27 protein-coding genes are annotated in these 26,011 nt (G+C 71.9%); 16 read left to right on the top strand and 11 right to left on the bottom strand.

Annotated features, from left to right (window positions below; all coding sequences use genetic code 11):
* The first annotated feature begins 223 nt into the window (after positions 1 to 223).
* The 3 genes from ACBJ32_RS35030 to ACBJ32_RS35020 all read left to right on the top strand — a co-directional run bounded on the left by ACBJ32_RS35030 (position 224) and on the right by ACBJ32_RS35020 (position 3,351).
* A complete protein-coding gene (locus ACBJ32_RS35030) occupies positions 224 to 373 on the top strand; it encodes a hypothetical protein (RefSeq protein WP_375130397.1) in 150 nt (49 codons plus the stop codon).
* Positions 370 to 1,788 (top strand): glycoside hydrolase 43 family protein, encoded by a 1,419-nt coding sequence (locus ACBJ32_RS35025; protein WP_375130396.1) that lies wholly within the window; start codon positions 370 to 372, stop codon positions 1,786 to 1,788. Before ACBJ32_RS35030 ends, ACBJ32_RS35025 begins: the two co-directional genes overlap by 4 nt.
* A gap of 177 nt (positions 1,789 to 1,965) precedes the next feature.
* A complete protein-coding gene (locus tag ACBJ32_RS35020; RefSeq protein ID WP_357882121.1) occupies positions 1,966 to 3,351 on the top strand; it encodes a hypothetical protein in 1,386 nt (461 codons plus the stop codon).
* Positions 3,352 to 3,402: 51 nt separating this feature from the next.
* Here the strand turns inward: ACBJ32_RS35020 and ACBJ32_RS35015 are convergent, their stop codons facing one another.
* Positions 3,403 to 4,737, bottom strand: a complete 1,335-nt coding sequence (locus tag ACBJ32_RS35015; RefSeq protein WP_375130395.1) for a hypothetical protein — start codon at positions 4,735 to 4,737, stop codon at positions 3,403 to 3,405.
* A 198-nt stretch (positions 4,738 to 4,935) separates the two neighbouring features.
* Here ACBJ32_RS35015 and ACBJ32_RS35010 point away from each other — a divergent pair, with 198 nt between their 5' ends.
* From ACBJ32_RS35010 to ACBJ32_RS35000, 3 genes are all read left to right on the top strand, one after another.
* Positions 4,936 to 5,505, top strand: coding sequence for a hypothetical protein (locus ACBJ32_RS35010; protein WP_375130394.1), 570 nt, complete (start codon positions 4,936 to 4,938; stop codon positions 5,503 to 5,505).
* On the top strand, positions 5,502 to 5,840 hold the full coding sequence (locus ACBJ32_RS35005) for a hypothetical protein (RefSeq protein ID WP_375130393.1): 339 nt from the start codon (positions 5,502 to 5,504) through the stop codon (positions 5,838 to 5,840). Before ACBJ32_RS35010 ends, ACBJ32_RS35005 begins: the two co-directional genes overlap by 4 nt.
* A 71-nt stretch (positions 5,841 to 5,911) precedes the next feature.
* Positions 5,912 to 6,160: a hypothetical protein gene (locus ACBJ32_RS35000; protein WP_357882106.1), complete on the top strand. Its 249-nt coding sequence runs from the start codon at positions 5,912 to 5,914 to the stop codon at positions 6,158 to 6,160.
* Between the two features lie 4 nt (positions 6,161 to 6,164).
* On the opposite strand, the gene ACBJ32_RS34995 is transcribed toward ACBJ32_RS35000, so the two are convergent.
* The 3 genes from ACBJ32_RS34995 to ACBJ32_RS34985 all read right to left on the bottom strand — a co-directional run bounded on the left by ACBJ32_RS34995 (position 6,165) and on the right by ACBJ32_RS34985 (position 8,561).
* Positions 6,165 to 6,812, bottom strand: a complete 648-nt coding sequence (locus tag ACBJ32_RS34995; protein WP_375130392.1) for a response regulator — start codon at positions 6,810 to 6,812, stop codon at positions 6,165 to 6,167.
* Positions 6,800 to 8,056, bottom strand: a complete 1,257-nt coding sequence (locus ACBJ32_RS34990; protein ID WP_375130391.1) for a sensor domain-containing protein — start codon at positions 8,054 to 8,056, stop codon at positions 6,800 to 6,802. The genes ACBJ32_RS34995 and ACBJ32_RS34990 overlap by 13 nt, the downstream gene beginning before the upstream one ends.
* Positions 8,057 to 8,153: 97 nt before the next feature.
* The gene (locus ACBJ32_RS34985) at positions 8,154 to 8,561 is read right to left on the bottom strand and encodes a hypothetical protein (RefSeq protein ID WP_357882097.1); all 408 of its coding nucleotides are present in this window, start codon (positions 8,559 to 8,561) and stop codon (positions 8,154 to 8,156) included.
* A gap of 122 nt (positions 8,562 to 8,683) precedes the next feature.
* Between ACBJ32_RS34985 and ACBJ32_RS34980 the strand changes: the two genes are divergently transcribed.
* On the top strand, positions 8,684 to 9,859 hold the full coding sequence (locus tag ACBJ32_RS34980) for a 4-hydroxybenzoate 3-monooxygenase (protein ID WP_375130390.1): 1,176 nt from the start codon (positions 8,684 to 8,686) through the stop codon (positions 9,857 to 9,859).
* Positions 9,860 to 9,940: 81 nt separating this feature from the next.
* Positions 9,941 to 10,282, top strand: coding sequence for a chorismate mutase (locus tag ACBJ32_RS34975; RefSeq protein WP_375130389.1), 342 nt, complete (start codon positions 9,941 to 9,943; stop codon positions 10,280 to 10,282).
* A gap of 15 nt (positions 10,283 to 10,297) precedes the next feature.
* Here ACBJ32_RS34975 and ACBJ32_RS34970 read toward each other — a convergent pair whose 3' ends face one another.
* From ACBJ32_RS34970 to ACBJ32_RS34945, 6 genes are all read right to left on the bottom strand, one after another.
* Positions 10,298 to 11,047, bottom strand: a complete 750-nt coding sequence (locus ACBJ32_RS34970; protein WP_375130388.1) for a MauE/DoxX family redox-associated membrane protein — start codon at positions 11,045 to 11,047, stop codon at positions 10,298 to 10,300.
* Positions 11,048 to 11,061: 14 nt separating this feature from the next.
* Complete coding sequence (locus ACBJ32_RS34965) at positions 11,062 to 11,652, bottom strand: cell wall protein (protein WP_375130387.1); 591 nt, start codon at positions 11,650 to 11,652, stop codon at positions 11,062 to 11,064.
* Between the two features lie 11 nt (positions 11,653 to 11,663).
* The gene (locus tag ACBJ32_RS34960; protein WP_357882082.1) at positions 11,664 to 12,113 is read right to left on the bottom strand and encodes a hypothetical protein; all 450 of its coding nucleotides are present in this window, start codon (positions 12,111 to 12,113) and stop codon (positions 11,664 to 11,666) included.
* A gap of 123 nt (positions 12,114 to 12,236) precedes the next feature.
* Positions 12,237 to 13,124, bottom strand: coding sequence for a class I SAM-dependent methyltransferase (locus ACBJ32_RS34955; RefSeq protein WP_375130386.1), 888 nt, complete (start codon positions 13,122 to 13,124; stop codon positions 12,237 to 12,239).
* 41 nt (positions 13,125 to 13,165) lie between these two features.
* Complete coding sequence (locus tag ACBJ32_RS34950) at positions 13,166 to 14,305, bottom strand: ArgE/DapE family deacylase (RefSeq protein ID WP_375130385.1); 1,140 nt, start codon at positions 14,303 to 14,305, stop codon at positions 13,166 to 13,168.
* A gap of 53 nt (positions 14,306 to 14,358) precedes the next feature.
* Positions 14,359 to 15,417: a trypsin-like serine peptidase gene (locus ACBJ32_RS34945; protein WP_375130384.1), complete on the bottom strand. Its 1,059-nt coding sequence runs from the start codon at positions 15,415 to 15,417 to the stop codon at positions 14,359 to 14,361.
* A 323-nt stretch (positions 15,418 to 15,740) separates the two neighbouring features.
* Here ACBJ32_RS34945 and ACBJ32_RS34940 point away from each other — a divergent pair, with 323 nt between their 5' ends.
* Positions 15,741 to 16,361, top strand: a complete 621-nt coding sequence (locus ACBJ32_RS34940) for a hypothetical protein (protein ID WP_357882069.1) — start codon at positions 15,741 to 15,743, stop codon at positions 16,359 to 16,361.
* Positions 16,362 to 16,666: 305 nt separating this feature from the next.
* Here the strand turns inward: ACBJ32_RS34940 and ACBJ32_RS34935 are convergent, their stop codons facing one another.
* Positions 16,667 to 17,872 (bottom strand): serine hydrolase domain-containing protein, encoded by a 1,206-nt coding sequence (locus ACBJ32_RS34935; RefSeq protein ID WP_375130383.1) that lies wholly within the window; start codon positions 17,870 to 17,872, stop codon positions 16,667 to 16,669.
* A gap of 162 nt (positions 17,873 to 18,034) precedes the next feature.
* On the opposite strand from ACBJ32_RS34935, the gene ACBJ32_RS34930 reads away from it, so the two are divergent.
* The 7 genes from ACBJ32_RS34930 (at position 18,035) to ACBJ32_RS34900 (ending at position 25,946) form a co-directional block, all read left to right on the top strand.
* On the top strand, positions 18,035 to 18,613 hold the full coding sequence (locus ACBJ32_RS34930; RefSeq protein WP_375130382.1) for a hypothetical protein: 579 nt from the start codon (positions 18,035 to 18,037) through the stop codon (positions 18,611 to 18,613).
* Positions 18,614 to 18,636: 23 nt separating this feature from the next.
* Positions 18,637 to 19,797 (top strand): sensor histidine kinase, encoded by a 1,161-nt coding sequence (locus ACBJ32_RS34925; protein ID WP_375130381.1) that lies wholly within the window; start codon positions 18,637 to 18,639, stop codon positions 19,795 to 19,797.
* Complete coding sequence (locus ACBJ32_RS34920; RefSeq protein ID WP_375130380.1) at positions 19,794 to 20,462, top strand: response regulator; 669 nt, start codon at positions 19,794 to 19,796, stop codon at positions 20,460 to 20,462. The genes ACBJ32_RS34925 and ACBJ32_RS34920 overlap by 4 nt, the downstream gene beginning before the upstream one ends.
* Positions 20,463 to 20,609: 147 nt before the next feature.
* Entirely contained in the window at positions 20,610 to 21,830 is a 1,221-nt protein-coding gene (locus tag ACBJ32_RS34915) for a S1C family serine protease (RefSeq protein ID WP_375130379.1), read from the top strand.
* A gap of 197 nt (positions 21,831 to 22,027) precedes the next feature.
* Positions 22,028 to 24,121, top strand: a complete 2,094-nt coding sequence (locus ACBJ32_RS34910) for a PQQ-dependent sugar dehydrogenase (protein ID WP_375130378.1) — start codon at positions 22,028 to 22,030, stop codon at positions 24,119 to 24,121.
* Positions 24,122 to 24,132: 11 nt separating this feature from the next.
* A complete protein-coding gene (locus ACBJ32_RS34905) occupies positions 24,133 to 25,032 on the top strand; it encodes a sugar phosphate isomerase/epimerase family protein (RefSeq protein WP_375130377.1) in 900 nt (299 codons plus the stop codon).
* A 110-nt stretch (positions 25,033 to 25,142) separates the two neighbouring features.
* Entirely contained in the window at positions 25,143 to 25,946 is an 804-nt protein-coding gene (locus ACBJ32_RS34900; protein WP_375130376.1) for a glycerophosphodiester phosphodiesterase, read from the top strand.
* Positions 25,947 to 26,011 lie beyond the last annotated feature (65 nt).

The raw sequence follows: 26,011 nt of genomic DNA, 5'->3' as shown, positions 1-26,011 counted from the left end.
GCCTCCCACTCTGCTCCGAAGGGCGGGCATAAGGCCAGGCCAAGCCACCGAAAATTTCGAAATTTCGACGTTTGCCCTGATAGTGGCTCCTGTGGGGTTCACGCGCCATTGACGTCGCGTTCGTGCTCACGCAACGTTTCCTGCAACCGATTGCAGGCCCGCGCTGGCCACGGTCGGCTCGTTCGCCTTCATCCCGAGCTGGAACAACTGCCTTTTCGCCCTCATGTTCATCAACGACCAGGAGAGATTCACCGTGCCCGTGGGCCTGTCCTACAACATCGGCGCCCTCGCCGCCGCACTGCGCGTCGTCGTCTTCGCCTTCATCCAGCGTTACCTCGTCCAGGGGATGTCCGCCGGGGCGGTGAAGGGATGACCTCTCAGACCTACCGCAACCCGGTGCTCGACGCCGACTGGTCCGACCCCGACGTCATCCGCGTCGGCGACGACTTCTACCTGACCGTCTCCACCTTCACCAAGGTGCCGGGGCTGCCGATCCTGCACTCGCGCGACCTGGTCAACTGGACGATCATCGGCCACGCCTACACCCGCGGCTACGACGACGTGCGGCCCGGCTGCGGCGTGTGGGCGCCCTCGCTGCGCCACCACGACGGCCGGTTCTGGATCTTCTTCGGCGACCCCGACATGGGCATCTGCTGGGTGAGCGCGGAGGACCCGCGCGGCCCGTGGACCGCGCCGCACGTGGCCAAGCCGGGGCTCGGGCTGATCGACCCGTGCCCGCTGTGGGACGAGGACGGGCAGGCGTACCTGGTGCACGCCTGGGCCAGGAGCCGCGCGGGCGTCAACAACCGGCTCACCCTGCACCGCATGGCGCCCGACGGCAGCGCGGTGCTGGACGAGGGCACGCTGGTCATCGACGGTGACCTGCTGCCCGGATACCGGACGCTGGAAGGGCCCAAGCTCTACCGGCACGACGGCGCGTACTGGATCTTCGCTCCCGCCGGGGGCGTCGAGCAGGGCTGGCAGTCGGTGTTCCGCGCGGAGTCGATCTTCGGTCCGTACGAGGACCGCATCGTGCTGGAGCAGGGCCGCACCGACGTCAACGGCCCGCACCAGGGCGGCTGGGTGGACACCCCGTCCGGCGAGCACTGGTTCATGCACTTCCAGGACCGCGGTCCCTACGGCCGGGTCGTGCACCTGCAGCCCATGACGTGGGGCGAGGACGGCTGGCCGGCCATGGGCGACGGCGGCGAGCCCGTGGCCGGGTTCCGGGTGCCGGTGCCCGGCGGCGAGCCGGCCGCGCCCGCGACGTCCGACGACTTCGCCGGACCGGAGCTGGGGCTGCAGTGGAGCTGGCAGGCCAACCCCGACCCCTCCTGGTGGGAGCTGCGGGACGGCACGCTCCGGCTGGCCTGCGTGCCGGGGCCCGACGACCTGCGCGAGCGGCCGTCGGTGCTGGGGCAGCGGCTGCCCGGCGTGCCCTGCACGGTCACCGTCACGCTCACGCTGGCGGGCCAGGGCCGGGCGGGGCTGGCCGTGGTGGGGGACACCGCCGCGTCCGTCGGCCTGGAGCGCACCGCGGACGGCAAGCTGGTCCTGGTCTGCGGCGACGCGGAGCCGGTCCCGGTCGAGGAGGACGGCGCCGTCACGATCGGCGCCCGGATCGGCGCGGGCGCGCTGGTCACGTTCCTGGCCGACGGCAGGGAGATCGGCGCGCCCTTCCAGGCCACGCAGGGCCGATGGGTGGGGGCCGTGCTCGGCCTCTTCGCCGCGGGGGACGGCACCGGCGAAGCGATCTTCGAGGCGTTCACCGTGGACATCGAAAGGTAGCGGGCACAGCGGCCGCGAGGCTCCTCCTGGTCCCGGTCCATGAGGTGGCGGCCCGGGCTGGGGGAGCCCGGGCCGAGGGTGGTCTTTACCCGGAGCAATACAGCCGTAGAGTAGTCGTATCAGTACGCCTGGTTACGATGGCGAAGTTCGCGCATCCATCACGCCAGGGGGCTGAAAATGACCGATGAGACGCAGGCCGCGAGGATAAGGGTCAACGGGGCGGAAGAGAACGTACTCGATACCGAGGCCGCGCTGCTGCACGCCCAGGACGACCCGGTGGCCTCGGCCGCCGTTGACGTGGCCGTCGAGACCGAGCTGCTGGAGGACTCCGGGGCGCTGGACGCCCGCAGGGAGAGCGAGCGCCAGATCGCCGAGCTTTCCTCCAAGGAGCAGGAACGCGTCCGCGGCATCCAGCGGGAGCTGCGCACCATGGGTGCCGACGTCTGGCCGGTCGCCAGGTGGTGGGGTTACGAGATCCACCTCAACGAGTCGGCCGCGCTGCTGGCGGCCGAGATCCCGCAGCTCGTCGGGGAGATCGCGGGCGCGGTGCTGGGCTCCTGGCTGGTCCCGGTCATCGAGCGCTCGGTGCGCGCCAAGGCCGAGTGGATCGCCTCGATCGCCCGGCCGTACGGGGTCAGGCTGGCCTCGCCGTGGACCGCCCCCGGCATGCTCGTCCCGGCCCGCCAGAGCGGCGGCGACACGAGCCTGTACTGGGCGGTCCACGAGCCGGGCGACGGCTGGAGCCCGGACCAGCGGTTCGTCGACCACTTCAGCGTGTCGGGCCCGGCCCTGGCCGAGTTCCAGGACCGGCTCTTCCTCGCCCACCGCGGCGCCGGCGGCGACTCCAGCCTGTGGTGGACGTGCTACGACGCCGAGGAGGGCTGGAGCGACGACCAGATGCTCCCCCGGCACTTCAGCGAGTCGGCCCCGGCGCTGGCCGCCTACGACGGCCGGCTCTACTGCGTACACCGGGGCAGCCGCGGCGACACGGCGCTGTGGTGGGCGCGCTGGGACGGCTCGTACTGGAGCTCCGACCAGCGCTTCCCGCAGCACTTCAGCGAGACGGCCCCGGCGCTGGCCGCCTACGACGGGCAGCTCTTCTGCGTGCACCGCGGCGCGGGCAGCGACCAGGCGCTGTGGTGGACCCGCTGGGACGGCTCCACCTGGAGCCCCGACGAGCGGCTGCCGCAGCACTTCAGCGCTGCCGACCCGGCGCTGGCCGTCTACCGCGGCCACCTCTACTGCGTGCACCGCGGCGCGGGCGGCGACTCGGCGCTGTGGTGGACCCGCTGGGACGGCTCCACCTGGAGCCCGGACCAGAAGCTGCCCGCCCACCACACCACCGAAGGCCCGGCCCTGACCGTCTACAAGGACCGGCTGTACTGCGTGCACCGCGGCTCCGCCGACCAGAGCCTGTGGTGGAGCAGCTTCAACGGCTCCGGCTGGACCGCCGACCAGCGGCTGCCCCACCACTACAGCGCCGAGGCCCCGGCGATCATCGCCTACCGCGACAAGAACGCCACCCACGACCAGCTCCTGTGCGTGCACCGGGGCATCCGCTAGAAGCGGCGAATGCCGGCTCGCGATCCGCGAGCCGGCATTCTCATGCGTGGATCACCAACCGGCGAGCTGCTCCAGGAACCACTCGATCAGCGGGCGCGACACCGAGGCGTGCTCGGTGTTGGTCGCGTCGCAGCAGAACGCGTCCAGGAACGTCTCGTCCTTCGGCAGGTCACCGAGGTCCAGGTACAGATCCGACTGCCACTGGAACGGGTCCCTGGCCAGCGCGATCGCGCTGACCGCCGGAACGAACGCGCTGGCCCTGAAGCGGTCCTGGATCGGCAGCCCGGCCGCGTCGGCGAGCCGGCCCCACGAGTCCAGCGTGCCGCCGGGCGCCCCGTCGAACGCGCGCACGTGCGAGGTGGCGCTCGTCCACACCGGGGCGCCGAAGCGTACGGTGCCGATGTTCTGCAGCTCCCCGCCGTCCGGCTGGATCCGGGCCGTGAGCTGCAGCGCCTCGTGCTGCAGGTCGAAGACCGGCGTGCCGGGCGGCAGGTCGGGCCCCGTGCCGTTGCCGGTGCCGTTGGCCAGGCCCAGCTTGTACGGGCGCATCGGGAACCAGCCCACCCTGCGCAGGTCCTCCAGGAACTCCTGGCGCAGCGCGCTGGAGGTGGTCACCGGGCCGGAGTAGTCGGCGCTGTCCACCCAGCCCCACAGGAGCTGCTGCGCGGCCGGGCTGCGGATCAGCTCGGCCTGCCCCGGCCCGCCCGAGCGCGGCGCCAGCGACTCGTGCAGGTACGCGAGCTGCTGGAGCACCAGCGGGATCCAGGCGCCGAGGTGCGGCGAGTCGAAGGAGAAGTACTTGTCGGTCTGGTGGTCGACGCGATCGCTCTCCATGCGCGCCAGCGCGTACCGGGTGACGATGCCGCCCATGCTGGCCCCGCCCACGACCAGCGGGTCGTCGCCCCGCCGCTCCTCGATGGCGCGCAGCACGGCGGTGACCGCCACGGCGGCGTTGGCCTGGATCGCGATGTGCCGCTGGTCGAAGCCCAGCAGCACGACGTCGATGCCCATCGACCTGAGCTGGTCGAGGAAGCCGGGCGTCCCCTTCTGGTACGGCTTGTTGAAGTGGCGCCACAGCGCGTCCAGGTCGCTCGGCCCGTAGTTGAAGCCGTCGGCCAGGATCAGCGGCCTGGTCAGGTCGTCGTGCCCCTCGGCCAGGTGCACGGCCGCCCGGCCGGTGGCCGTCTGGCCCTGGTGCGGGCGGTCGCCGACCAGGTCCCAGATCTGGTCGGCGGGGCGGGTCTCGCCCTCGCGCTCCGGCGGGGCGGCGAACCAGACCCCTTGCTGCCCGAGCGCGTCGGCGATCCGCTCGATCTGCTCGGAGGTCAGGCTGCTCTCGACGCCCGAGGCCCTGGTCTCGACGTCGATTCTCGGTTCCTGCGCCATGCTCGATCCTCTCGCTTGCTGAGGGGCCACTGGGGCCACTGAGCACACCATACGATTACTCTCCGTAATAATCCGCGAACTGGACGTGGTGGCGTGGGCCGGTGTTTTCGCAGGTCAGAGCGGAAGACGTGACACCCTGCGGCCACGGGGCAGAAGGGCAGCGGACGACGGCATTCGAGCGAGGTTCGGGGGAAGGCCATGCCCGGCACCGGGACGCAGGCGTTCTGGATCGACGCCACGCGCGTCGGCACGCAGGAGCACTACGGCGAGCACTTGCGCACCTGGCGGCACGCGTTCGCCGCCGGGGCGGGCGAGCCGGCCGCGGAGGGTGTCACGCTGGATCCCCTGCACTTCGCGCTGGGCGCCTGGGAGGTGGCCAACCGGCCGGTGGCCGACCCTCCGTACGTGCGCCGCCACCCCCGCGTGCTGGACGCCACCTGCCACCGGCCGGAGGAGGCGCCGGGCATGCTGGCCGTGGTGGAGCTGGCCGCTCCCGCGCCGGTCCGGCTGCCTGACGGGTGGGCTCAGTGGCAGCGGCAGGGCGGGGACGAGGGCACGTACGCGGCGCCGCCGTACGAGCGGCCGACCGCGCTGACCACGCTGGAGCTGCGCGTGCCGCTGCCGGTCGACCGGCTGCCCACCCCCACCAGGGCGCGCACGTCCGGGCTGCCCAACCTCGACGACGCCCAGGCCGCGCTCGAAGCGCTGGTGGACGAGCTGAACGCCGTGGTCACCCCGTTCCTGAGAGAGCTGGAGGCGAGCAGATGAAACACCGTGACGACGACGAGTTCTTCGCCCCCGTGCTGCGGGAGCCGCCTCCCGCCGACGGCGAGGTGAGCGACACCGGCGTGCCGGGCGTGCACGGCGCCGGCCACGGGCAGTGGGCGCAGGAGCCGCCGCCACCGAACCGGCTGGGCCTGCGCCTGCTGGGGGCCGGTCTGGCGCTGCTCGCCGGGGTGGTGCTGGCCGTGCTGGCGCTGCTCTCCGGCCGGCCGGCGCTGGCCGTCCCGGCTGCCGTGGTGGCGCTGGCCGCCGCCGTCTACCTGGTCGCGTTCGGCGTGCGGCGGTCCCGCTCGAACGGCGGCCCGCCGACCTTCGGCTGAGGTTTCACCCCTTCCACGAGGGTAAACGGCCTGCTGGGGAAGCATGAGAGCGAGGAGCTCCGATGTCCGCGATGTCGTTGATAGACAGGGAATGTGTCCGCCAGTTGCTGGGCTCCCAGCACCCGGACGCCACGCTGGTCTTCGTCCGGGGAGACTGCGTCGTCCTGCCCGCCGCCGAGGTGGACGACGCACACAAGGGCCTGGTGATCGCCCGGCGTGACGAGGTGATGGCCCAGCTCCCGGACGACGCGCCGACGGACCAGATGCTCGACGACCTGGCCGTCCGGCTGGACAACATCGTCCGCGACCTGGGCGCGTGACGGGTCAGGCGCGTTCGAGGTAGCGCAGCACGGCCGCGACCCGCCGGTCGGTACCGTCGGCGGGTTGCAGGTCGAGCTTGGCGAAGATGCTCCTGATGTGCTTGTGCACGGCCCCGCCGGTGACGAAGAGCCGCTCGGCGATGGCCGAGTTGCCCAGGCCCTCGGCCATCAGGGCCAGCACGTCGCGCTCGCGCGGGCTGAGCCGGTCGAGGCGGTCGTCGGGGCGGCTCCTGGTCAGGAGCTGCGCGACCACCTCCGGGTCGATGGCCGTGCCGCCGCCGGCCACGCGGTGCAGCGCGGCCAGGAACTCCTGGACCCGCCCGACCCGCTCCTTGAGCAGGTAACCCAGGCGGGCGCTGCCGTGGGCGAGCAGGTCGGTGGCGAACGCCTGCTCGACGTACGCCGACAGCACCAGCACGGCCAGCTCCGGCAGCCGCCGCCTGGCCTCGACGGCCGCCCGGATGCCCTCGTCGGTGTGGCCGGGCGGCATGCGGACGTCCACGATGGCGACGTCCGGCCCGTACGCGTCCACGGCGTCGAGGAAACCGGCGGCGTCGGAGGCGGTGGCCACCACGTCCAGCCCCTCCGCGCGCAGCAGCAGCGCGAGGCCCTCGCGCAGCAGCGGGTCGTCCTCGGCGATCACAATCCGCATGGCAGGCTCACCATCAGGGTCGTCGGCCCGCCCGGCGGGCTGACCAGCTCGAACGTGCCGTCGTGCGCTTCGGCCCTGCGCCGGATGCCGCCCAGCCCGGTGCCGCCGTCCTCGGCCGCGCCGCCGCGGCCGTCGTCGGTGACCTGGATGCGCAGCCGGTCGCCGGCCCCCCGGACGGTCACGACGGCCCGGCTCGCCCGGCTGTGCCTGGCGACGTTGGTGAGCGCCTCGGCCACCACGTGGTAGGCGGTGGCCTCGACGGACGCCGGGAACCTGCCCGGCACCTCGGCGTCGATCCGGCAGGGTACCGGGCAGGCGGCGGCCAGCCCGCTCAGCGCGCCCGCCAGGCTGCGCTCGGCCAGCACCGGGGGCAGGATGCCGCGCACCACCGCGCGCAGCTCGGCCAGCGCCTGCTCGGCGGCGTTCTGGGCGCGTTCGAGCAGCTCGTCGGCGGTGGCCGGGTCGCGGGTGACCGCGCGGCGGGCCGCGCCCAGCAGGACGCTGACGGCCACGAGCCGGTTCTGGGCGCCGTCGTGCAGCGAGCGCTCGATCCTGCGCAGCTCGATGGCGTGCGCGTCCAGGGCCGCCGCCCGGGTGGCGGTGAGCTGGGCGACACGCAGGGCCAGATCGGTGCCGGGGCCGGCGGACAGGAACCGGCGCCCCGGCCAGGCCTGCATCTGGGCCAGGCCCGGGATGAAGAGCAGGGCGAGGGCGAGCCAGGCCAGGCTCAGCGGGCTGACGGCGATCGCGCCCGGCCAGGTGTCGGTGCGCCACCCCAGGCCCATGTCGGCCGTTTCGACGGCAGGCAGCAGCCACCAGTACAGCGGGTAGAGCAGGTCGCGCACGGCGGCGAACGGCAGCGTCAGGCCGAGCAGCCCGTACAGCAGGCCGAGCGTGGCGTGCAGCGACATCCAGGCCAGCTCGCGTCGGGCGGCGGGTTGCCCGATGGCGGCCCGCCACTCGCCGGGCACCGGATCGGGCTCGACGAGCTGCGGGCCCCAGCGGGACAGCCGCGCCCGCTCCCTGCCGGCGACCACCCGCAGGCAGCGCAGGGCGAAGGGCAGCAGGCGCAGGCCCACTCCGGACAGGCAGGCGACCGCGACGCCGAGCATCCCGGCCAGGACGATCAGTGCCAGCGCGGCGGTGCCCATGCCGCCGACGAGGTGTTCGAGGCCGTCGAGGGTGGCGCGGGCACGGGCGGCCAGCCGCCGCGTGCGCGCGGCCGTCGCGTCGTGCGTGGGCATCCGCGCCACCTCCTCGGTCTCAGACCCTAGGACAGGAGCGGATTTGTCGTGTGATCGGCGGCGAAAGAGTACAGCCTGCTGTACCCCGGCAGGCGCGTCACGGTCGGTGCGGCGCCTCCGAGGTCACCCACCACAGGGTGCCGAACGGGTCGACCCAGCCGCCCATCTCCGTCCCCTCCTCCTGCTCGGACACCTCCATGACCGGGGTGGCGCCCTTGGCGATGGCGGCGGCGAACGCCCTGGCCGGGTCGGGCAGCGTGACGTACATCTGCGTGCGGGAGGGATCTTCCCCCTCGCGGTACGGCGGCAGGCACTGCGCGCCGTCGGTCCTTGCGTCGGCGAAGTAGATCGTGCTGCTGCCGATGCGCATCTCGCCGTGCACGACCCGCTCCGGGTCGCCGTCGAGCGGGATGAGGGTCTTCGCCTGCGCGCCGAAGACGTGCGCGGCGTAGTCGGTGAACTGCTTGGCGCTGTGCACCATGAGGTACGGCGTCACGGTCGTCATCGTTCTCCCTGCTCTTCAAATTTGACTAGTCCACGGTCACGGTAGCCCTGCCCGCCCGCTCTAGTCAAACTTGATCAGACTGGCAGCGAAGGGGCTTGCGCATTTGTCGATCTTGGTGTCGGATGCCGAGCATGCGGGAGAGCGTCGAGGTCGTCATCATCGGATCGGGGCCTGCCGGCCTGACCCTGGCCAACCTGCTCCAGCGGGCCGGGGTCGGCTGCGTGGTGCTGGAGCGGCAGAGCCGCTCGTACGTGGAGCAGCGCCAGCGCGCCGGCGTGCTGGAGCACCATGGCGCCCGCGTCTTCGAGCAGTGGGGGCTGGCCGACAGCGTGCTGGCCGGCACGTCGAGCGACAGCACGCTGGAGATCCGCCTCGACGGCCGGCCCCGCCTCCTCGACGTCGCCGCCCTGGCCGGCGGCAGGGCCGGGCGGATCGTGCCGCAGCAGGTCCTGGTCGCCCGCCTGATCAGCGCCTTCCTGGAGGGCGGGGGAGACCTGCGCTTCGACGCCGCCGAGGTGACCCCGCACGGCATCGACGGCGCCACGCCGTCCGTCACGTACCGGGACGCGGACGGCGCCGTGCACGAGATCGCGTGCGCGTACGTCGCGGGCTGCGACGGCTTCCACGGCGTCAGCCGCGCCGGCGTGCCGGAGGGCGCGCTGACCACCTACACCTACGACCACGGCGTCGGCTGGCTCACCGTGCTGGCCGACGCGCTCCCGCCGCGCCACCCGCTCTTCGGCATCCATCCGGCGGGCTTCGCGGCCCAGTTCGCGAGGGGGCCCAAGGCCAGCCGCTTCTACCTGGAGTGCGCGCCGGGCGACACCCTCGACGCGTGGGGCGACGAGCGGATCTGGGAGCAGTTACGGCTGCGCCTCGGCGACGCCGCCCTGCCCACGGGGCCGATCACGGAGAAGCTGTTCGTCGAGATGCGCTGCTTCGTCGCCGACCCCATGCGCTACGGCAGGCTCTTCCTCGTCGGCGACGCCGCGCACATCATCACCCCGATGGGCGGCAAGGGCATGAACCTGGCGATCGCCGATGCGGACGTGCTGGCCCGCGGCCTGCGCGCGGCGCTGCGCGAGGGCGACGAGGGGCCGCTCGCCGCCTACTCCGAGACGTGCCTGAAGCGGGTGTGGGACCACCAGGAGTTCTCCCGGTGGATGCACGAGATGATGCACGAGGCCGGGAACGCCGCACAGGCCGGGCCGTTCCGGCGGCAGCTCGCCAGGGCGCGGCTGGAGCGGCTGTTCGCCTCCGACGCCGCCGCCCGCGCGTTCGCCGATCTCATGGCGTGAAACCAGCAGGCGCCGAATGTCCATTTTCTGCTAATATTTCCCCTTCTAGGGCGATGTTGAGCCGAAGGGGCGTATTTTTTTATGGAAAAAACCTCTGAAGATCAGCCTGATGTGGAAATGTTTGTCCGTAACGAGCTGCAGCGGCTCCGGGACAGCATCGACAATCTTGACGCCGCCCTCGTCCACCTGCTCGCCGAGCGTTTCAAATGCACCCAGGAAGTCGGCCGGTTGAAGGCCGAATACCGGCTCCCGCCGGCGGATCCCGCGCGCGAGGCGGCCCAAATTCGCCGCCTGCGCGCGCTGGCCGAGGAGTCGAAACTCGACCCCGTCTTCGCCGAACGATTCCTGAATTTCATCATCGCCGAGGTCGTCCGGCACCACGAGCTGATCGCCAGCAGCCATGCGGCCGCCCGGCGCGGCTGAGGGCCGTTCCCGGACCTAGACGAGCGCGACCCGCACGCCTGCCGGGTCGTCCCCGGCGAGCGGGACGGCGAAGACCGCCGTGCGACCCCGCGCCCCGTACACCACGAAGCGGGTGCCGTCCTCGTCCCACGACTCCAGCACGTCCGAGGTGAGCTGGGCCGAGGCCGAGCAGTACGCGAGGCTGCGGCGGAGCAGGTGCAGGGAGGCCTCCAGCGGGACGTCCGCCGGCGGCGGGATCGCCAGCGGGCGGCGCACGCGCACCAGCAGGCGGCGCAGCGGGGCGAGCCAGTAGCGGTCCAGCTCGGCCGAGAGCGCCAGCAGGACCGCGGCCTCCAGCACGATCACGGCGGGGAGGGCAGGGCCTCCCGGCGCCGTCGCCGCGAGGGAGGAGGCGGCCAGCAGCAGGCCCGCGCGGGCGAAGGCACGCGGGTCCACGGGGCGGGAATGCGTGCCCAGGCAGCCGCACGACGAGGTGGGCGCGGCCACGCGGGCATAGGTCAGGTAGGCCAGGAAACCGGCGGACAGCGACGCGGCGGCCACCCCGTCCGCGGGGTGGAGCGGGGGCACCAGCAGCGCGGCGGCCACGGCCAGCTCGGCCAGGCCGACGAGCCGCAGCGCGGGGACCGCGCGCGCCGGGCCGGTCAGGCGGGCCAGGGCGGTCCGCCCGGCCTGTGCCCTCATCCGCCTGCCGAACAGCTTCGCCAGGCCGGCCCAGAGCAGGAAGGCGGCTATCACGTACGGCTGCGACGCGGCGATCCCCTGCATGGCACTGCCTCCTTCTAGTGCGGGGAGAAGACCGTGGCGATGTCGATTTCGTTGGTGTCCGGCCGCCAGGCGCCCAGGATCTGCACGTGCTGGCTGACCTTCAGCATCGACAGGTCCGCCGTGGGCGGCGACTCGGAGTGGATGGCCACCGACTTGCCGGCGACGACGTGACACAGCACGTCGTGGCCGTTGTGGTCGAGGCGGATGGTCTGGCCGGTGATGTTCTTGATGTGGCCCTTGATGTTGACGATGTTCAGCCACACCGCCTCGGCGGCCAGCATGCCGTCGGGCATGCGCACGCCTCTGGCGTACAGGCCGTCACCGGGCTTGGCCTGGTCGAACGGGACCGGCCCGAGCTTCCACAGGCTCGTGCCGTCCACGACCCTGATGGTGTGGAAGACCAGGTTCGAGCCCAGGACGAGCAGGGTGTTGTCCTTGATCGAGCGGATCCGGCCCTCGGCGAAGTCCGGGTCGGGGGCGCCCGGCTCCACCTTCTGGGCGGCGAAGGCCGCCTCGGGGCCGAGCGAGCCCAGCGCGGTCGCGGCGACGACGCCGGCGCCCCCGCCGAGCACGGCGGACTTGAGCACGTCCCTTCTGCTGCGCATCGTTCGCCCTCCTAGGCCGTCGAGATCTCCACCGGCCGCAGGCCGGACGAGAGGCTGGCGAGCCGGCTGTAAGCGGCGGGGGTCAGGTCGATCAGGCGGTTGCTCGCGCAGGTCGCGCCGCAGCAGCTCCGCTCGCCGCAGAACAGGTCGGTCTGCGGGCCGCAGTCGGCGATGGCGGTGACGACGCTGGTGCCGGTGCACAGCGCCGTGATGCGGTGGCGGTACCCGCAGGTCCTGCGGGACAGGCTGACGCCGCAGCTGTCGGGGCGGGTGATCGCCCAGCAGGCGTCGGAGGTGTTGGGCCAGGCGTGCTGGAGGTTGCCGGAGTTGCAGGTGCCGCAGGCTCCCTTTCCGGTGCTGCTGCAGGGGCCCCATGCGGTGCCGCAGCAGAACCAGGAGACCTCTCCCTGGACGGGGCCGAGTAAGTCGGCGGGCGGGTCGGTGGCCGTGCTTCGCGCCATGCGCGTCCTCCTTGGGTGGACTCTGGACGATCTCGGCGAGGGGGTTGAAGCTTTCCGACTTGATCTATGAGTACCATGTAAGGATTTTTCGTCAATGGGCGATTTTTCGGGACCTGTACCTCGCTACGGCGCGAGCTGGAAGTGCCAGACGACGATCGCGGGCACGCCTTCGACGGCCGCCCTGGCAGCCTCGGGCGCCAGCTCCACCAGGACCCACGGCCACAGCTCCCACGGCCCCAAGGCGGCCGGCCCGGCCGGCGCGGCGGGCGGGGCCGGCGCCTGCATCGCGGGCTCCTCGCAGCGGCGCACCCGCAGGCCCGCCCTCAGCGCGGCCCGGACGTAGTCGCCGATCGGGTGGTGGTACGTGGCCACGCGCCCGGGCCGGCCGTCCGGCAGGCGCAGGTTCGGGACGATGCCCCGGGCCACCCCCTCCGGATGGATGTCCGCGATCACCACGTGGCCGCCGGGCCGGAGCACCCGGGCGAACTGCGCGAACACCGGGTCCAGCGCGGGCGCGTGGGTCAGCGCCAGCGAGCAGACGACCAGGTCGGCGGTGTCGTCGGGTACCGGGAGGCGGCACAGGTCGCCGAGGCGGAAGTCGCCCTGCGGCACCCGCTCGCGGGCCCGGGCCAGCATCTCGGGCGAGCTGTCCACGCCGAGCACGTGGTGACCGCGCTCGGCCAGCGCCGCGGCGAAGCGGCCCGTGCCGCAGGCCGCGTCCAGGGCGACGCCCTCCGGCAGCCCGTCGATGATCGCGTGCACGAGGGGCTCGTCGTAGTCGAACGCCGAGTTCGGCCCGTCGTACGTCTGCGACCAGATGCGATAGCCCTCCACCGGGTCCACGCGGGCGACCTCGACGCCCGCCTCCGCCAGCGACTCGTCGGCGAGCAGCCGGCGGATCTCGGCGATGCGCTCCTCGACGAACTCGCGGTCGTGCTCTCCGGTGAACGCCCTCATCAGGGCCATGCCTTCGAGGCCCAGCACGTAGGCCAGCGGGTGCTCGTACGTCACCGGCGCACGCTAGCCAAGCACGCCCCGCCGAGGCGAGCGAATTAGCCGCAGAACGCGGCCACCGTGGCGGCCAGCACGTCGGTCACCTTGTGCACCGAGGCGATGTCGGCCCACTCGGTGTCGGCGTGGGCGCCGCCGCCGTCGGCGCCGAAGAGCAGGCACGGGATGCCGGCGCGGGCCAGCAGGGCGCAGTCCGTCCAGAAGGGCTCGGCGCGGATGACCGGCGGACGGCCGAGCGCCCGCTCCGCCTCGCGCAGCAGGACGCGCGTGATCGCCGCGTCGGGGTCGGCCTCGAAGGGCTCGCGGTGCAGGCCGGGGCGCAGGCGGTAGCCGAAGCCGGGGACGGTGGCGGCGAGGTGATCGAGGACCCCGATCAGCTCGTCCCTGACGCTCTGCTCGGTCTCGCCGGGGACCGTGCGCCGCTCGATCGTGATCCGGCAGCGGGCCGGATAGGTGGAAGGGCCCTCGCCGCCCTCGATGAGCGAGGCGTGCACGGTGCCGGGCCCCAGCAGCCGGTGCCCGCCGGAGCCGGCCAGCCGCCGGCCGAGCGCCTCCAGCGCCACCAGGAAGTGACCGGCCTTGGCGATCGCGTCCACGCCCAGGTCGGGACGGGAGCCGTGGGCGGCGCGGCCCAGCACCTCCACCTCGAACCAGGCGAAACCCTTGTGCGCGAGCGTCACCTCCAGCAGGCTCGGCTCGGTCACGACGGCGCCGTCGGCGGTGAAGCGCTCCAGCACCTCCTCGGTGCCGAAGCTGGCGTGCTCCTCGTCGGCCACGCAGGCCACGATGACGTCGCCGCGCAGCGGGCCGCCCGCGGTGGCGCGGGCGGCGGCGGCCATCATCGCGGCCACGCCGCTCTTCATGTCGAAGGCGCCCCGGCCGTAGATCTTCCCGTCCTCGACGCGCGGGACGAGCGGGTCGCCGTCGTACGTGCCGCAGGCGACGGTGTCGAGGTGACCGTTGAGCATGATCGAGCGCCCGCCGCCGGTGCCGCGGGCCACGGCCACCACGGAGGGGCGGCCGGGCCGCCGCTCCAGCCGGTGGACCTCGAACCCCCGCTCGCCCAGCCACTGCGCGCAGAACGCGGCGGCGGCCGACTCGCCCGCGCCGCCGGGGGAGAGGCCGGGGTTGACGGAGTCGACGGCGATGAGGCGTTCGAGCAGCGGCAGCGGGTCCGGCATGGCGAGCCTCCCGGGGTGAGGGGTCATCCGCCATCATGCCCCCGCAGCCCGCCTCAGAGTGCGTCCGTGTTCTGCGCCGCCTGGTAGACGGCCATGGCCTCGTCGCCGAAGAAGGGGCCGAACATGAAGTTCGGGGCGAAGTTGTAGGTGAAGCTGTTGACGGAGTTCAGCCAGCCGAGGCCGGTGGACTCGTCGAAGCCCTGGAACCAGGGCCCGCCGCTCGACCCGCCGGTCATGTTGCAGCGCAGCCCCTGATCGCGGGTCATGACCGTGTCGTTGAACGCGCGCCCGCTGCAGTAGATCAGTTCGGACCCGTCGAACGGGTCGGCCGCCGGATACCCGAAGGCGAACATCTGCCGCTGCCTGGCCTGGTTGAACGCGACCCCCTGCCCGCCCACGACGTCGGTCAGCGTCCGCCCGTTCAGCGGCGCCACCACGACGGCGGCCACGTCGAAGTTGATGTCCTCCCTGGCGTTCCACTGCTGGGTGGTGAGCATCGCGCTGGCCACCCAGGTGCCGAACGGGCGCCGCCCGTCGTCGAAGGCCGGGACGAACACCCAGTTCCTGTGCGCGGCCCCGTTCAGCTTCACGCAGTGCCCAGCGGTGATCACGACGCTCTCGTTCGCGCTGGTCACGGCCGAGCCGGAGCACGAGGAGTTGCGGCCGTCGGCGGTGGTGAAGAAGACCCGGCCGGTGGTGCGCACGACCGCGCCGGCGTCCGTCCACTGCAATCCAGGGCTGTTGGGCACCAGGGACCGCCGCGCGGCGGTGACGGGCGTGGTGCCGCCGACCGACCAGGCGGCGCCGCGGGTGGTCCACGGGCTGCGGCGGGTGGTGGTGGCGCCGCGGGTTGCCCACGGGTCGCCCTGGGACGGCCCGCGCGACTGGGTACGCCGCGGCGCGGGCGCGTCGAGGGGTTGTGCCGCGAGCATGCGCCGCGTGGTCCAGTACTGCGAGACGGTCCTGCGCTCCGCCTGCGAATCCGTCGCGGTCCAGCCCGCGGGCCTGGGGTCGAGCCCGTTCGCGGCCCCGGCCTGCGCGGCGCCCGCCGGCACCAGGGCGCCTGCCAGGGCGAGGGCGACGGCGGAGAGCAGGCTGACTCTGCGGTGCATTGCATACCTCCCGAAACCCGGAATCTGCCGTAGGGAGGTACGTAGGGACGGCGCCATCTTCCTCAACGCCTACGCAAACGGATATATCGCCATCACGGGGAGAAGTCGCCGCATTGCGCAGCGTCACATGGGGTGGAATGGCATTGCTTTACGCAATTGCGGTCCGATATTGACGCTCTTTCACCGGCTCTTTCCCAGTACGGGAAATTCGGATTCGGCGTGGCGTTGTCATCTCGCTCGCGGCAACTGTAAGCATCGTACCGGTCTGGCGACTATGGGTCGCATTCCGAAAGGAACGGTAAATGTTCACCCCAATGAGAAAAATGGCGAAGCCCGCCGCACGCGGCATTCTCGCGGCCGTGCTGGCCGTCACCATGGCGCCGGCGGCGAGCGCGGGCGACAAGGACGACGGCCCCGACCACCACAAGTTCGACCGCGGCTTCGTCGACCACCATCACGATGACGACGGCGGCAGGAACTGCAGGCCGCGTACCTTCTTCCGGATCCACCAGATGTCGCCGCGGAATTTCTTCGTGCCCCGCACCCGCTACATCGACGGCCCCGGCGGTTCGATGACGGTGTCGGTCACGCGCGAGCACGAGGTCACCGCCTTCCTGGAAACGGAGAACGAGGCCGAAAAGGTCATCGACAAGGGCGAAGTGATCTTCAACCTGCGCCGGCTCGGCCTGCCGCACCTCGAGGAGCGGCACATGGTCTACAGCGGTCACGAATACACGCAGGAGATCAGCGACGGCATGTACGGCAACATGTGGTACCGAGTCTTCGGTTACCGCGTGGGCTGGTCGGCCTGGAACGTCCTCGGCACCTGCGAGCGTTTCAAGGTCAGCACGGGCATCGCCAACGTGCCCTCCCGGGTTGAGGGCTGGCGCTACTGGGAGACCAAGCACCCGATGTTCAAGCGCCGCAAGCTGTCACACAAGTAGGAAGAAACCCCAGGTCAGAGGGTTTCGTGGCCGCCTCGCGGGTAGGGTTGCGGGTCAGTCCGGCTACGCCGGGCGCGCGGCCGTCCGGCGCGCGACCCGAGTCCGTTAAAAGGGGGACATCATGGCCGCGATGCAGCGATATCTGGGTTTCTTCTCGTTCTTCCGGATTCCGGGACCGGAGCCGACTCCGGGCAACGGCGGAGCCGGCGGTGGTCGCGCCCGCAGGCGTCGGCGTCGGCGCCGCTGAGCGAGCGCCGTCCGAGATGTGAGGGTGTTCGCCGACCCTCACATCTCCCGGTCGGCGGTCAGGAGAAGGAGGCCACCACGATGCCGAGCGTGCGCCCGTTCTGGCCGGAGGCCTTGGCGTCGGTGGAGTTGACCGAGTAGACCAGGGTCCTCGACAGGTCCCGGGTCGCACCGACCCCGGTGGCGTAGCCGTAGCGGGACCCCGTCTTGCCGTACCCCACGATCCCGCCGGGCAGCACCATCCTGCTCATGCCGGAGGTGTAGGTCGCGGGCTGGTTGCCGCACTCGTCGAACATCGTCACGTCCGGGACGGTGAACATGGGCTCGAGCTGGGCCGGCGGCACGACCTCGCCGGCGAACAGCGCCTTGACGAACTTCTCCAGGTCCGCGGCCGTCGAGATCAGGTCGCCCGACGCCCAGGTCGAGGTGACGCTCGTCCTGGTCATGTCGACCACGTGCCCGTCGCCGTAGCGGATGGCGTTCTCGAAGCCCGCGGGCACGCTCTGGTAACCCTGGTGGTGCGGGCCCCTGATGGTGGTCGAGGTGCCGGGCAGGTAGCTGTTCCGCATGCCGACCGGGCGCAGGATCCGGTTCGTCACCTCGTGCTCGTACGTCCGCCCCGTGACCTTCTCGATCAGCAGGCCCGCCACGAACGTGTTGATGTTCAGGTAGTGCTGCCTGGTGCCCGGGGTGAACTCGATCGGGTTGCGCACGGCCTGGGAGACGTACTCCCGCGGGGTCCACTTCTGGAACCTGGTCTCGTAGACGTACTGGAAGCCGCCGGGCAGCTCGGGGGCGGGCAGGCCGCTGGTGTGGTTCAGCAGCTGGCCCACCTGGATCCGCGGGTAGGAGGCGGGCAGCAGGTCAGGCAGGTGGTCCTGGACGGCGTCGCCGAGCGTGATCCTGCCCTCGGCGACGAGTTGCAGCACGACCGCGGTGGTGAACATCTTGGTCACGCTGCCGGCGCGGAAGCGTACGTGCTCCGCGGCCTCGCGCCGCGTCCTCAGGTCGGCCACGCCGCTCGCGCCCCTCCACGAGCCCTTCGTGCCGCCCACCCGGACCACGGCCGCGGTGGCGTCGGCCGCGGGCAGGTCACCGATGGCCTTGCCCAGGGCCGCCTGGTCGATCGGCGGGATCACGGCATCGGGGTCCGGCTCGACGACGGTGGGCGCCGGGCAGGGCCGAGGGGTGGGCGTGGCCGCCTGGGCGGGCGCCGCCACGAGGACGGTGGCCAGGGCGAGGCAGGCGGCTGCGGTCTTCAACAAGGTGATCTCCTCGGTGCTGTGGGAACGACGGCAATCCTGCTGGGCGGCACCCCCGCCGCGGATCGCCGACGCGACCCATCTCTCCTCCCTCCCGCGAGGGAGCGCCCGAATCCCTCGCACCGGCGATGTCCGGCACCCCTCCACGGGACGAGGATTTCCGCCATGAACTCCCGCTTCGCCTTCATCGCCGCTCCCCTGCTCACCTTCGCCTACGGGGTGATCCGCATCATCGACGGGTTCGACGGCAGCCGCGGCCCCGGCCTCGCCTGGACCGCCGGCCACCTCGCGTTCATGGCGGCCCTCGTCCTGTTCGCCCAGATCTTCTGGCGCCTGCGCGCCATGGCGGGACGCGACACCCTGTCCACCGTGAGCGCGGTGGCCGGGACCGCCGGCATCGTGACGCTGCTCGCGCAGTTCGGGATCGACATCGTGGTCGGGTTCATGGCCGCCGACCGCGACGGGATGGGCGTGCTCTTCGACCAGGTGCAGAGCGTGCCGGGGGTGTCGCCGGTGGTCTACGACGGCGGCCCGTTCCTGTTCTACCTGGCCCAGCTCGCCCTGGTCCTGCAGCTCGCGGTCATGCGCCGGGTCAAGGCGTGGATGCCCGCGCTGGTGCTGCTCGACCTGGCCCTGCCGTTCATGGACAAGGACCTCATCCCGCTCGGCGCCCTGTGCCTGCTGATCTCGTTCGTGCCGCTCGCGCGCCGGGAACCCGCCCGCCACGCGGTCGCCGTCGCGTGAGACGGAGGGCACAATTGGGGCTTATGTCCGAGTCACGGTTGGTCGCGCGGTTCCGCCGCTGGTACGGCGGTCTGCCCACGACCCTGGTGGACGGCGCGCTCGCGGCGCTGGTGCTGGCCGTGCAGCTGTGGCCGTTCCTGTCCCGTGAGAACCCGCACGGCGGGCCCTGGCACTGGTGGGGTTACACCGTGGTGGTGGTCTCCGCCGTGCCGCTGATCTGGCGGCGCCGCGCGCCGGTGATCGTGCTGCTGGCCGTCTGCATCCCCACAGGCTTCTACGACCTGGAGGAGGAGGTGGCCTCCCAGCCCATCTGGTACACGGGCCTGGTGGCCCTCTACACCCTGGCCGCCTACTCCAGCAGGTGGAAGCGGTGGATCGCGTTCGGCGTCACGCTCGGCGGCGGCCTGCTCATCGTCGGCTCGGCCGAGTCCGGGGTGCGCGGGACCGTGCAGTTCGTCGCCGCGTACGCCATCGGCCGCGCGGCCGCCGCCTCCCGCGCCCACGCCGCCGCGCTGGAGGAGCGCGCCGTGCGGCTCGCCCGCGAGCGCGAGATCGAGGCCGAGCGCGCCGCCGAGCGGGAGCGGGCCAGGATCGCCCGCGACATGCACGACATCCTCGCCCACGCGGTCAGCGTCATGGTCGTCCAGGCCGAGGCCGGCCCGGTGGCGGTCACCTCGAACCCGGCCAGGGCCGTGGCCGCCTTCGACGCCATCGCCGGCGCCGGGCGCGACGCCATGGACCAGCTCCGCCGCCTGCTGAAGGTGCTCAAGGAGGAGGAGGGCCCGCGCGGCCCGCAGCCCACCATCGACGGGCTGCCCGCCCTCGCCGACCAGGTCCGGGCCACCGGGCTGCACGTGACATACTCCACCACGGGCTCGCCCCGGCCGCTGTCGCCCGACACCGAGGTGGCCGCGTACCGCATCACCCAGGAAGCCCTCACCAACATCGTCAAGCACGCGGGCGCCACCCGTGCCGGCATCGCTCTCACCTGGCAGGACCACGCACTCATGATCGACATCACCGACGACGGCCGTGGCCGGGACCCCGGGCTCCCGTCGGGCGGCAACGGCCTGATCGGCATCCGGGAGCGCGCCGCCGCGTGCGGCGGCACCGCCGAGCTCGGCCCGCGCGCCGGCGGGCCCGGCTTCCAGGTGCTCGTCCGGCTTCCGCTGGCGGCGTCGTGAGCATCCGCGTCGTGGTGGCGGACGACCAGGAGCTCGTCCGCGCCGGGTTCAGCATGATCCTCGACGCCCAGCCGGACATCGAGGTCGTCGCCGAGGCGGGAGACGGGCTCCAGGCGATCGCCGCCGTCCGCGAGCACCGGCCCGACCTGCTCCTGCTCGACATCCGCATGCCCGTCATGGACGGCATCGAGGCCGCCCGCGCCGTCTGCGCGGACGGGGACTGCCGGGTCCTCATGCTCACCACGTTCGACCTGGACGACTACGTCTACGACGCGCTGCGGGCGGGGGCCAGCGGGTTCCTGCTCAAGGACGTCAGGCGCGACGACCTGGTGCACGCCGTACGGGTGGTCGCGGCCGGCGAGTCGCTGCTCGCCCCCTCGGTCACCACCCGGCTCATCGCCGACTTCACCGCCCGCGCCGCCCCGCGCTCCGTCGCGCCGCCGTCGGAGCGGCTGGCGGTGCTGACCGGGCGGGAGCAGGAGACGCTGCGCATGATGGCCAGGGGGCTGTCCAACGCGGAGATCGCGCGCGAGATGGTGGTCAGCGAGCACACGGTGAAGACGCACGTCAGCAACGTGCTGACCAAGCTGGGGCTGCGCGATCGGGTGCAGGCGGTGATCGCGGCGTACGAGACGGGGCTGATCGTCCCCGGCGACGCCCACTGATTTCTCGGAATTTTCCCGGCGCGCTGATCACCGCTGCCAGCACCGATAAGGCGGAGATCAGCGGGTGCGGATAACCGGGCAATCCGGCTTAGTCGGTGTTTACGCACCATGGCTCACTCTTGTGTCATCGGGACTCTAGGAGATGACATGGACGCGAACGAGCCTCACACCGGCGGTTGGAGCCAGTTCGGTGACACCCCGCCTGCCGCCGGAGGGTTCACCCGGCCGAACCCGGTGATGCCGCCGCCTCCGCCGCCGAGGCGCGCCGGGTTCATGCTGACCCGCAAGGCGATCGCCGGCCTGGCGCTGGCCGCCGTGGCCGGTCTGTCGGCGGCTGCGCTGGGTGGCGGGGCCGTGGGCGCGTACCTGGCGGGGGCGAACCCGCAGCCCGTGGCGACCACCACCGCGAGCAACCCGAGCCCGGTGTTCCGCACCGCAGCCGACCAGTACACGGTGGCGCAGGTGGCGGAGAAGGTGCAGCCGTCCGTGGTGATGATCCAGGGCCAGACGAGCGAGGGCTCGGGCGTGGTGCTGTCGCAGGACGGATACATCCTGACCAACAACCACGTCGTCTCGGGGCAGAACGGCGGGCTGACGGTCAAGTTCAACGACGGCAAGACGGCCAAGGCGACCGTGGTCGGCACCGACCCGGCCACCGACCTGGCCGTGATCAAGGCCGAGGGCGTGTCGGGGCTGGCCAAGGTGGCGCTCGGCGACAGCGACCAGCTCAAGGTGGGCGACGACGTGCTGGCCATCGGCAGCCCGCTGGGCCTGGACGGCACGGTGACCTCGGGCATCATCAGCGCGCTGGACCGTACCGTGACCTCCGGGAGCGGTCAGCCGGAGCAGCAGCTCCCGCCGGGCTGGGGCGGGCAGGGGCAGCGGCAGGAGGAGACGACCACGCTCGGCGGCATGATCCAGACCGACGCGGCGATCAACCCTGGTAACTCCGGCGGCGCCCTGGTGAACGCGGCGGGAGAGCTGGTCGGCATCAACAGCGCGGTCGCCGCCGACGGCGTCAACCTCGGCTTCGCGATCCCCGTGAACACCGCCAAGCACGTCTCCGAGCAGCTCATCAGCAAGGGCACGGTGAGCCACGCGTTCCTGGGCGTGAGCGTCACCGACGCCAGCGGGGACGTGTCCGGCGCGCTCATCCGGCAGGTGACCAAGGGCAGCCCCGCCGAGAAGGCCGGGCTGCGGCAGGGGGACCTGATCACCAGGATCGGCGAGACGCCGGTCCAGGGCGGGGACACGGTCGTCGGCCAGGTGCGCGGCTACAAGGTCGGCCAGCAGGTCGCCATCACCTACCAGCGTGACGGCGAGGAGAACACCGTCACCGTCACCATGGAGCAGCAGAAGCAGCAGTAGCCCGCGCGCTGCCCATCACCCGAGATCGCCTCCGCCCGTACGGGTGGGGGCGATCTTTGTCTGTGCACTTAGTCCGATCCGAAGCGGAAGATGTGCGGATCGGTGGCGAAGAGACCCTCCTCGATCGGCGTAACTCGGGTTACATTCACGTTAATTTGCCCTCTCTTATCCCCCCGAGTAGACGGAAGGAGAGAGGCATGAGCGCGAGAACCGTGATGACAGCCTTGACCGCTGCGGCGATCCTCATGCCGGCAGCCGCCGCGCAGGCGGGCGTGGCGGCGCCGCCGCCCGACTCCCAGTTCCAGAAGGTCACGCTCAACGACAACCCGGGCGAGCCCATGGACTTGGCGGTGTTACCCGATTCCAGGGTGCTGCACACGACCAGGAAGGGCGAGGTCTGGCTGCACGACCCGAAGACCGGGCTCAACACGCTGGCCGCCGACCTCGACGTCTACGAGCACGACGAGGAGGGGCTGCAGAGCGTCGCACTCAGCCCCGGCTTCGGCAAGGGCTCCAAGAAGGACGACTGGGTCTACCTCTACTACTCGCCCCCGCTGAACACCCCGGTCGACGACCCCGCGACCCCGGACGTCAACGAGGGCGACGCCCCGTTCGCCGGCACGCCGGCGGACTTCGCGCCCTTCAAGGGCCTGATCAGGCTGTCCCGCTTCCGCTGGAGCGGCACGACCATCGACCTGCGCAGCGAGCAGCGCATCCTCGACGTCCCGGTGGACCGGGGCATCTGCTGCCACGTCGGCGGCGACATCGTCTTCGACGCCGCCGGCAACCTCTACCTGTCCACCGGCGACGACACGAACCCGTTCCAGTCCGACGGCTTCACCCCGATCGACGAGCGGGCCGACAGGAACCCGGCCTTCGACGCCCAGCGCAGCGCCGGCAACACCGACGACCTGCGCGGCAAGGTCCTGCGCATCAGCGTGCGCGAGAACGGCTCGTACACGATCCCCAGGGGCAACCTCTTCAGGCCGGGCACGGCGGGCACCCGGCCGGAGATCTACGCGATGGGCCTGCGCAACCCGTTCAGGATCGAGCTGAACCGGCGCACCGGCGAGCTGTACGTCGCCGACTACTCGCCCGACCAGCAGGAGGCCGACCCGGCGCGCGGCCCGGCGGGGCACGGCAAGTGGACGGTGGTCCGCAGGGCGGGCAACTACGGCTGGCCGTACTGCGCGACGGCGCGGCTGCCGTACGTGGACTACGACTTCGCCACCGGCGCCTCGGGCGCCCCCTTCGACTGCGCGGCGCCGGTCAACGAGTCGCCGCGCAACACCGGCCTGCGCCGGCTGCCGCCGGTCGTGCAGCCGGACGTGTGGTACTCGTACGGGCCGTCGCAGGAGTTCCCCGAGCTGGGCACCGGCGGCATCGGCCCGATGGCGGGACCGGCCTACGACTTCGACCCGTCCGACACGCGCGGCCGCACGGCCGTGGGCTGGCCGCGGTACTACGACGGCGTCCCGCTCTTCTACGAGTGGACCCGCGACTACGTCAAGGCGTTCCACGGCAACGGGAGGCGGATCGAGCCCGTGCTGCCCTCGTTCGTCTTCGACAACCCGATGGACCTGGAGTTCGGTCCCGACGGCGCGCTCTACGTCCTCGAGTACGGCGACGGCTTCTTCAGCGAGAACCCGGACGCCCAGCTCGCCCGCATCGACCACATCGGCAACACCGGCAACCACACGCCGATCCCGGTCGCGCAGGCCTCGGCGACGAGCGGTCTGGCCCCGCTCACCGTCAGCTTCACCAGCACCGGCACCAGCGACGCCGACGGCGACCGGATCCGCTACGCGTGGGACTTCGACGCCGACGGCCGGGTGGACTCCCGCAGCCCGAGCGGCACGCACACCTACACGGAGAACGGCATCTACCAGGCCACCCTGCGGGTCACCGACCCCAGCGGCAGGTCGGCGGCCACGTCGGTGCGGATCGTGGTCGGCAACGCCGCGCCGGTCGTCGAGCTGGTGCGGCCGGTGGCCGGCCAGCCGTTCGCCTTCGGCGACCTCGTCGAGTTCGAGGTACGCGTCACCGACGACCAGGCGGTGGACTGCGCGAACGTGACCGTGGACTACATCCTCGGGCACGACGACCACGGCCACCCGCAGACCACGGCCCGCGGCTGCACGGGCTCCATCCAGACCACCGTGCCGAGCGGCCACGACCCGGAGACCGACGAGCTCACCGGAGTCTTCGTGGCCACCTACACCGACCCCGGCACCGGGGGCCTGCCCCCGCTGACGTCCAGCACGCAGGTCGTGCTCGAGCCCACCAGTTAGGAGACACCCTCATGTGTTACGGCTACGGCCCCAGCAGGCGCTCCCTGCTCGCCGCGGGCCTCGGGCTGGGCGCCGCCGCCCTGGCCGCCGCGTCCCCCGCCGCCGCGGCGACACCGCCGCACCACCACGGCGGCAGGGAGCGCGTCCCTCCCGGCCAGATCAGCATCCAGCTCTGGACGGTACGCGACGACCTGGCCCAGAACTACGACACCACCCTCACCTACCTGGCCGAGCTCGGATATCCGAAGGTCGAGCTGGCGCTGGGCTACTTCGGCCGCACGGCGCGGCAGTTACGCGACTTCCTCGACGGGCTCGGCATCGAGGCCAGCTCCAGCCATGACGGCATCAGCCCCGACGACGCCGCCCTGGAGACGAAGATCGAGAACGCGCTGACGCTCGGCCAGACCTACATGGTCGTGCCGTACCTGGCCTCGGACAGCCTGGACGAGTGGAAGGGCTGGGCCGAGCGGATGAACGTCGAGGCGCAGGCCGCCCGCAAGGCCGGGTTGCGCTACGGCTACCACAACCACGCCCACGAGTTCACCACCGACCTCGGCGGCGGGGTGACCCCCTGGGACGTGCTCACCTCCGAGCTCGATCCGCGCCTGGTCCACCTGGAGATCGACATCTACTGGGCGGTCACCGGCGGCGTCGGGCGCGGGTCCAGGGACCCGGTGAAGTTCGCGATCGACGTCATCAGGCGGGCGCCGCAGCGGGTGCTGCAGTACCACGTCAAGGACCGGCACCTGGACGGTGACATGGCCGACCTGGGCACCGGCACGATCGACTTCCGCCGGGTGTTCGACGCCCACCGGGTCAGGGAGTACATCGTGGAGAACGACACCCCCGACGTGACGCCGAGGCAGACGTCGGAGGTCGGCTACCGCTACCTGCGCAAGATCCGGTTCTAGGGGGTCGCCGAACCGTTAAAGAGTTCGTGCTGACGTCACCGACACGCGGTAGAAAGCGGTCGTCTGGGAACTTTCCTCCACACTGAGACATATGGGGCCTGGGGGGAAGTATGTACCACTCGCTCGGTGTCGTCGTCACCGCGTTCATCACCGCCGTGCCGCCGCAGGTGGACAACATCGCCCACCGCGGCGGCTCGGCCAACGCGCCGGAGAACACCATCGCGGCGTGCGCCGTGGCCAGGTCCCACCGGGCCGACGTGTGCGAGTTCGACGTCCAGCAGACCAAGGACCACCGGCTCGTGCTGATGCACGACGAGACCCTGAGCCGGACCACGAACGTGGAGAAGATCTTCCCCAGGCGGAAGCCGTGGCGGGTCTCCGACTTCACGCTCGCGGAGATCCAGCGGCTGGACGCGGGATCGTGGTTCTCCCCGCGTTTCCGCGGCGAGGGCGTGCCCACGCTCAGGCGGGCCCTGGAGGCCACGCGCGGCACCGGCACCGGGCTGCTGCTGGAGATCAAGCACTCCCCGCGCAGCCCGGACATCGACCGCCGCGTGGCCGCCGAACTGCAGGAGGAGCGCGAGTCGTGGAGCCCGGAGCGGCTGACCGTGCAGGCGTTCGGCTGGCCGTCGATGCGGGTCCTGCGCGACATGGTGCCCGGCCTGCCCATCGCGCTGCTCGGCAAGCCCGCCGCCGGCAGGCTCGCCGAGGTGGCCAGGTACGCCGACGGCCTCACCGTTCCGCACGCCGGGCTCACCGCCCGGTACGTCAAGAAGGTGCACGAGCGGGGCATGCGCGTCTACACCTGGTCGGCCGACCGGCCCGCCCTCATCCGGCGGCTCGTCTCGTACGGCGTGGACGGCATCATGACCAACCGGCCCGACCGCCTCCAGGCCGTCGTCCGGCGCGGGTGACGCCCGCGGCCTAGGCTGGGAGGTCCACCCGTGAAAGGCGTTCTTGCATGTTGTGGCCTTGTATC

Source organism: Nonomuraea sp. GTA35, from assembly GCF_041950525.1.
In the GTDB taxonomy this organism is placed as follows: domain Bacteria; phylum Actinomycetota; class Actinomycetes; order Streptosporangiales; family Streptosporangiaceae; genus Nonomuraea.
Note: the sequence above shows the minus strand (reverse complement) of the source record. Positions and strands in the feature narration are given on the sequence as shown.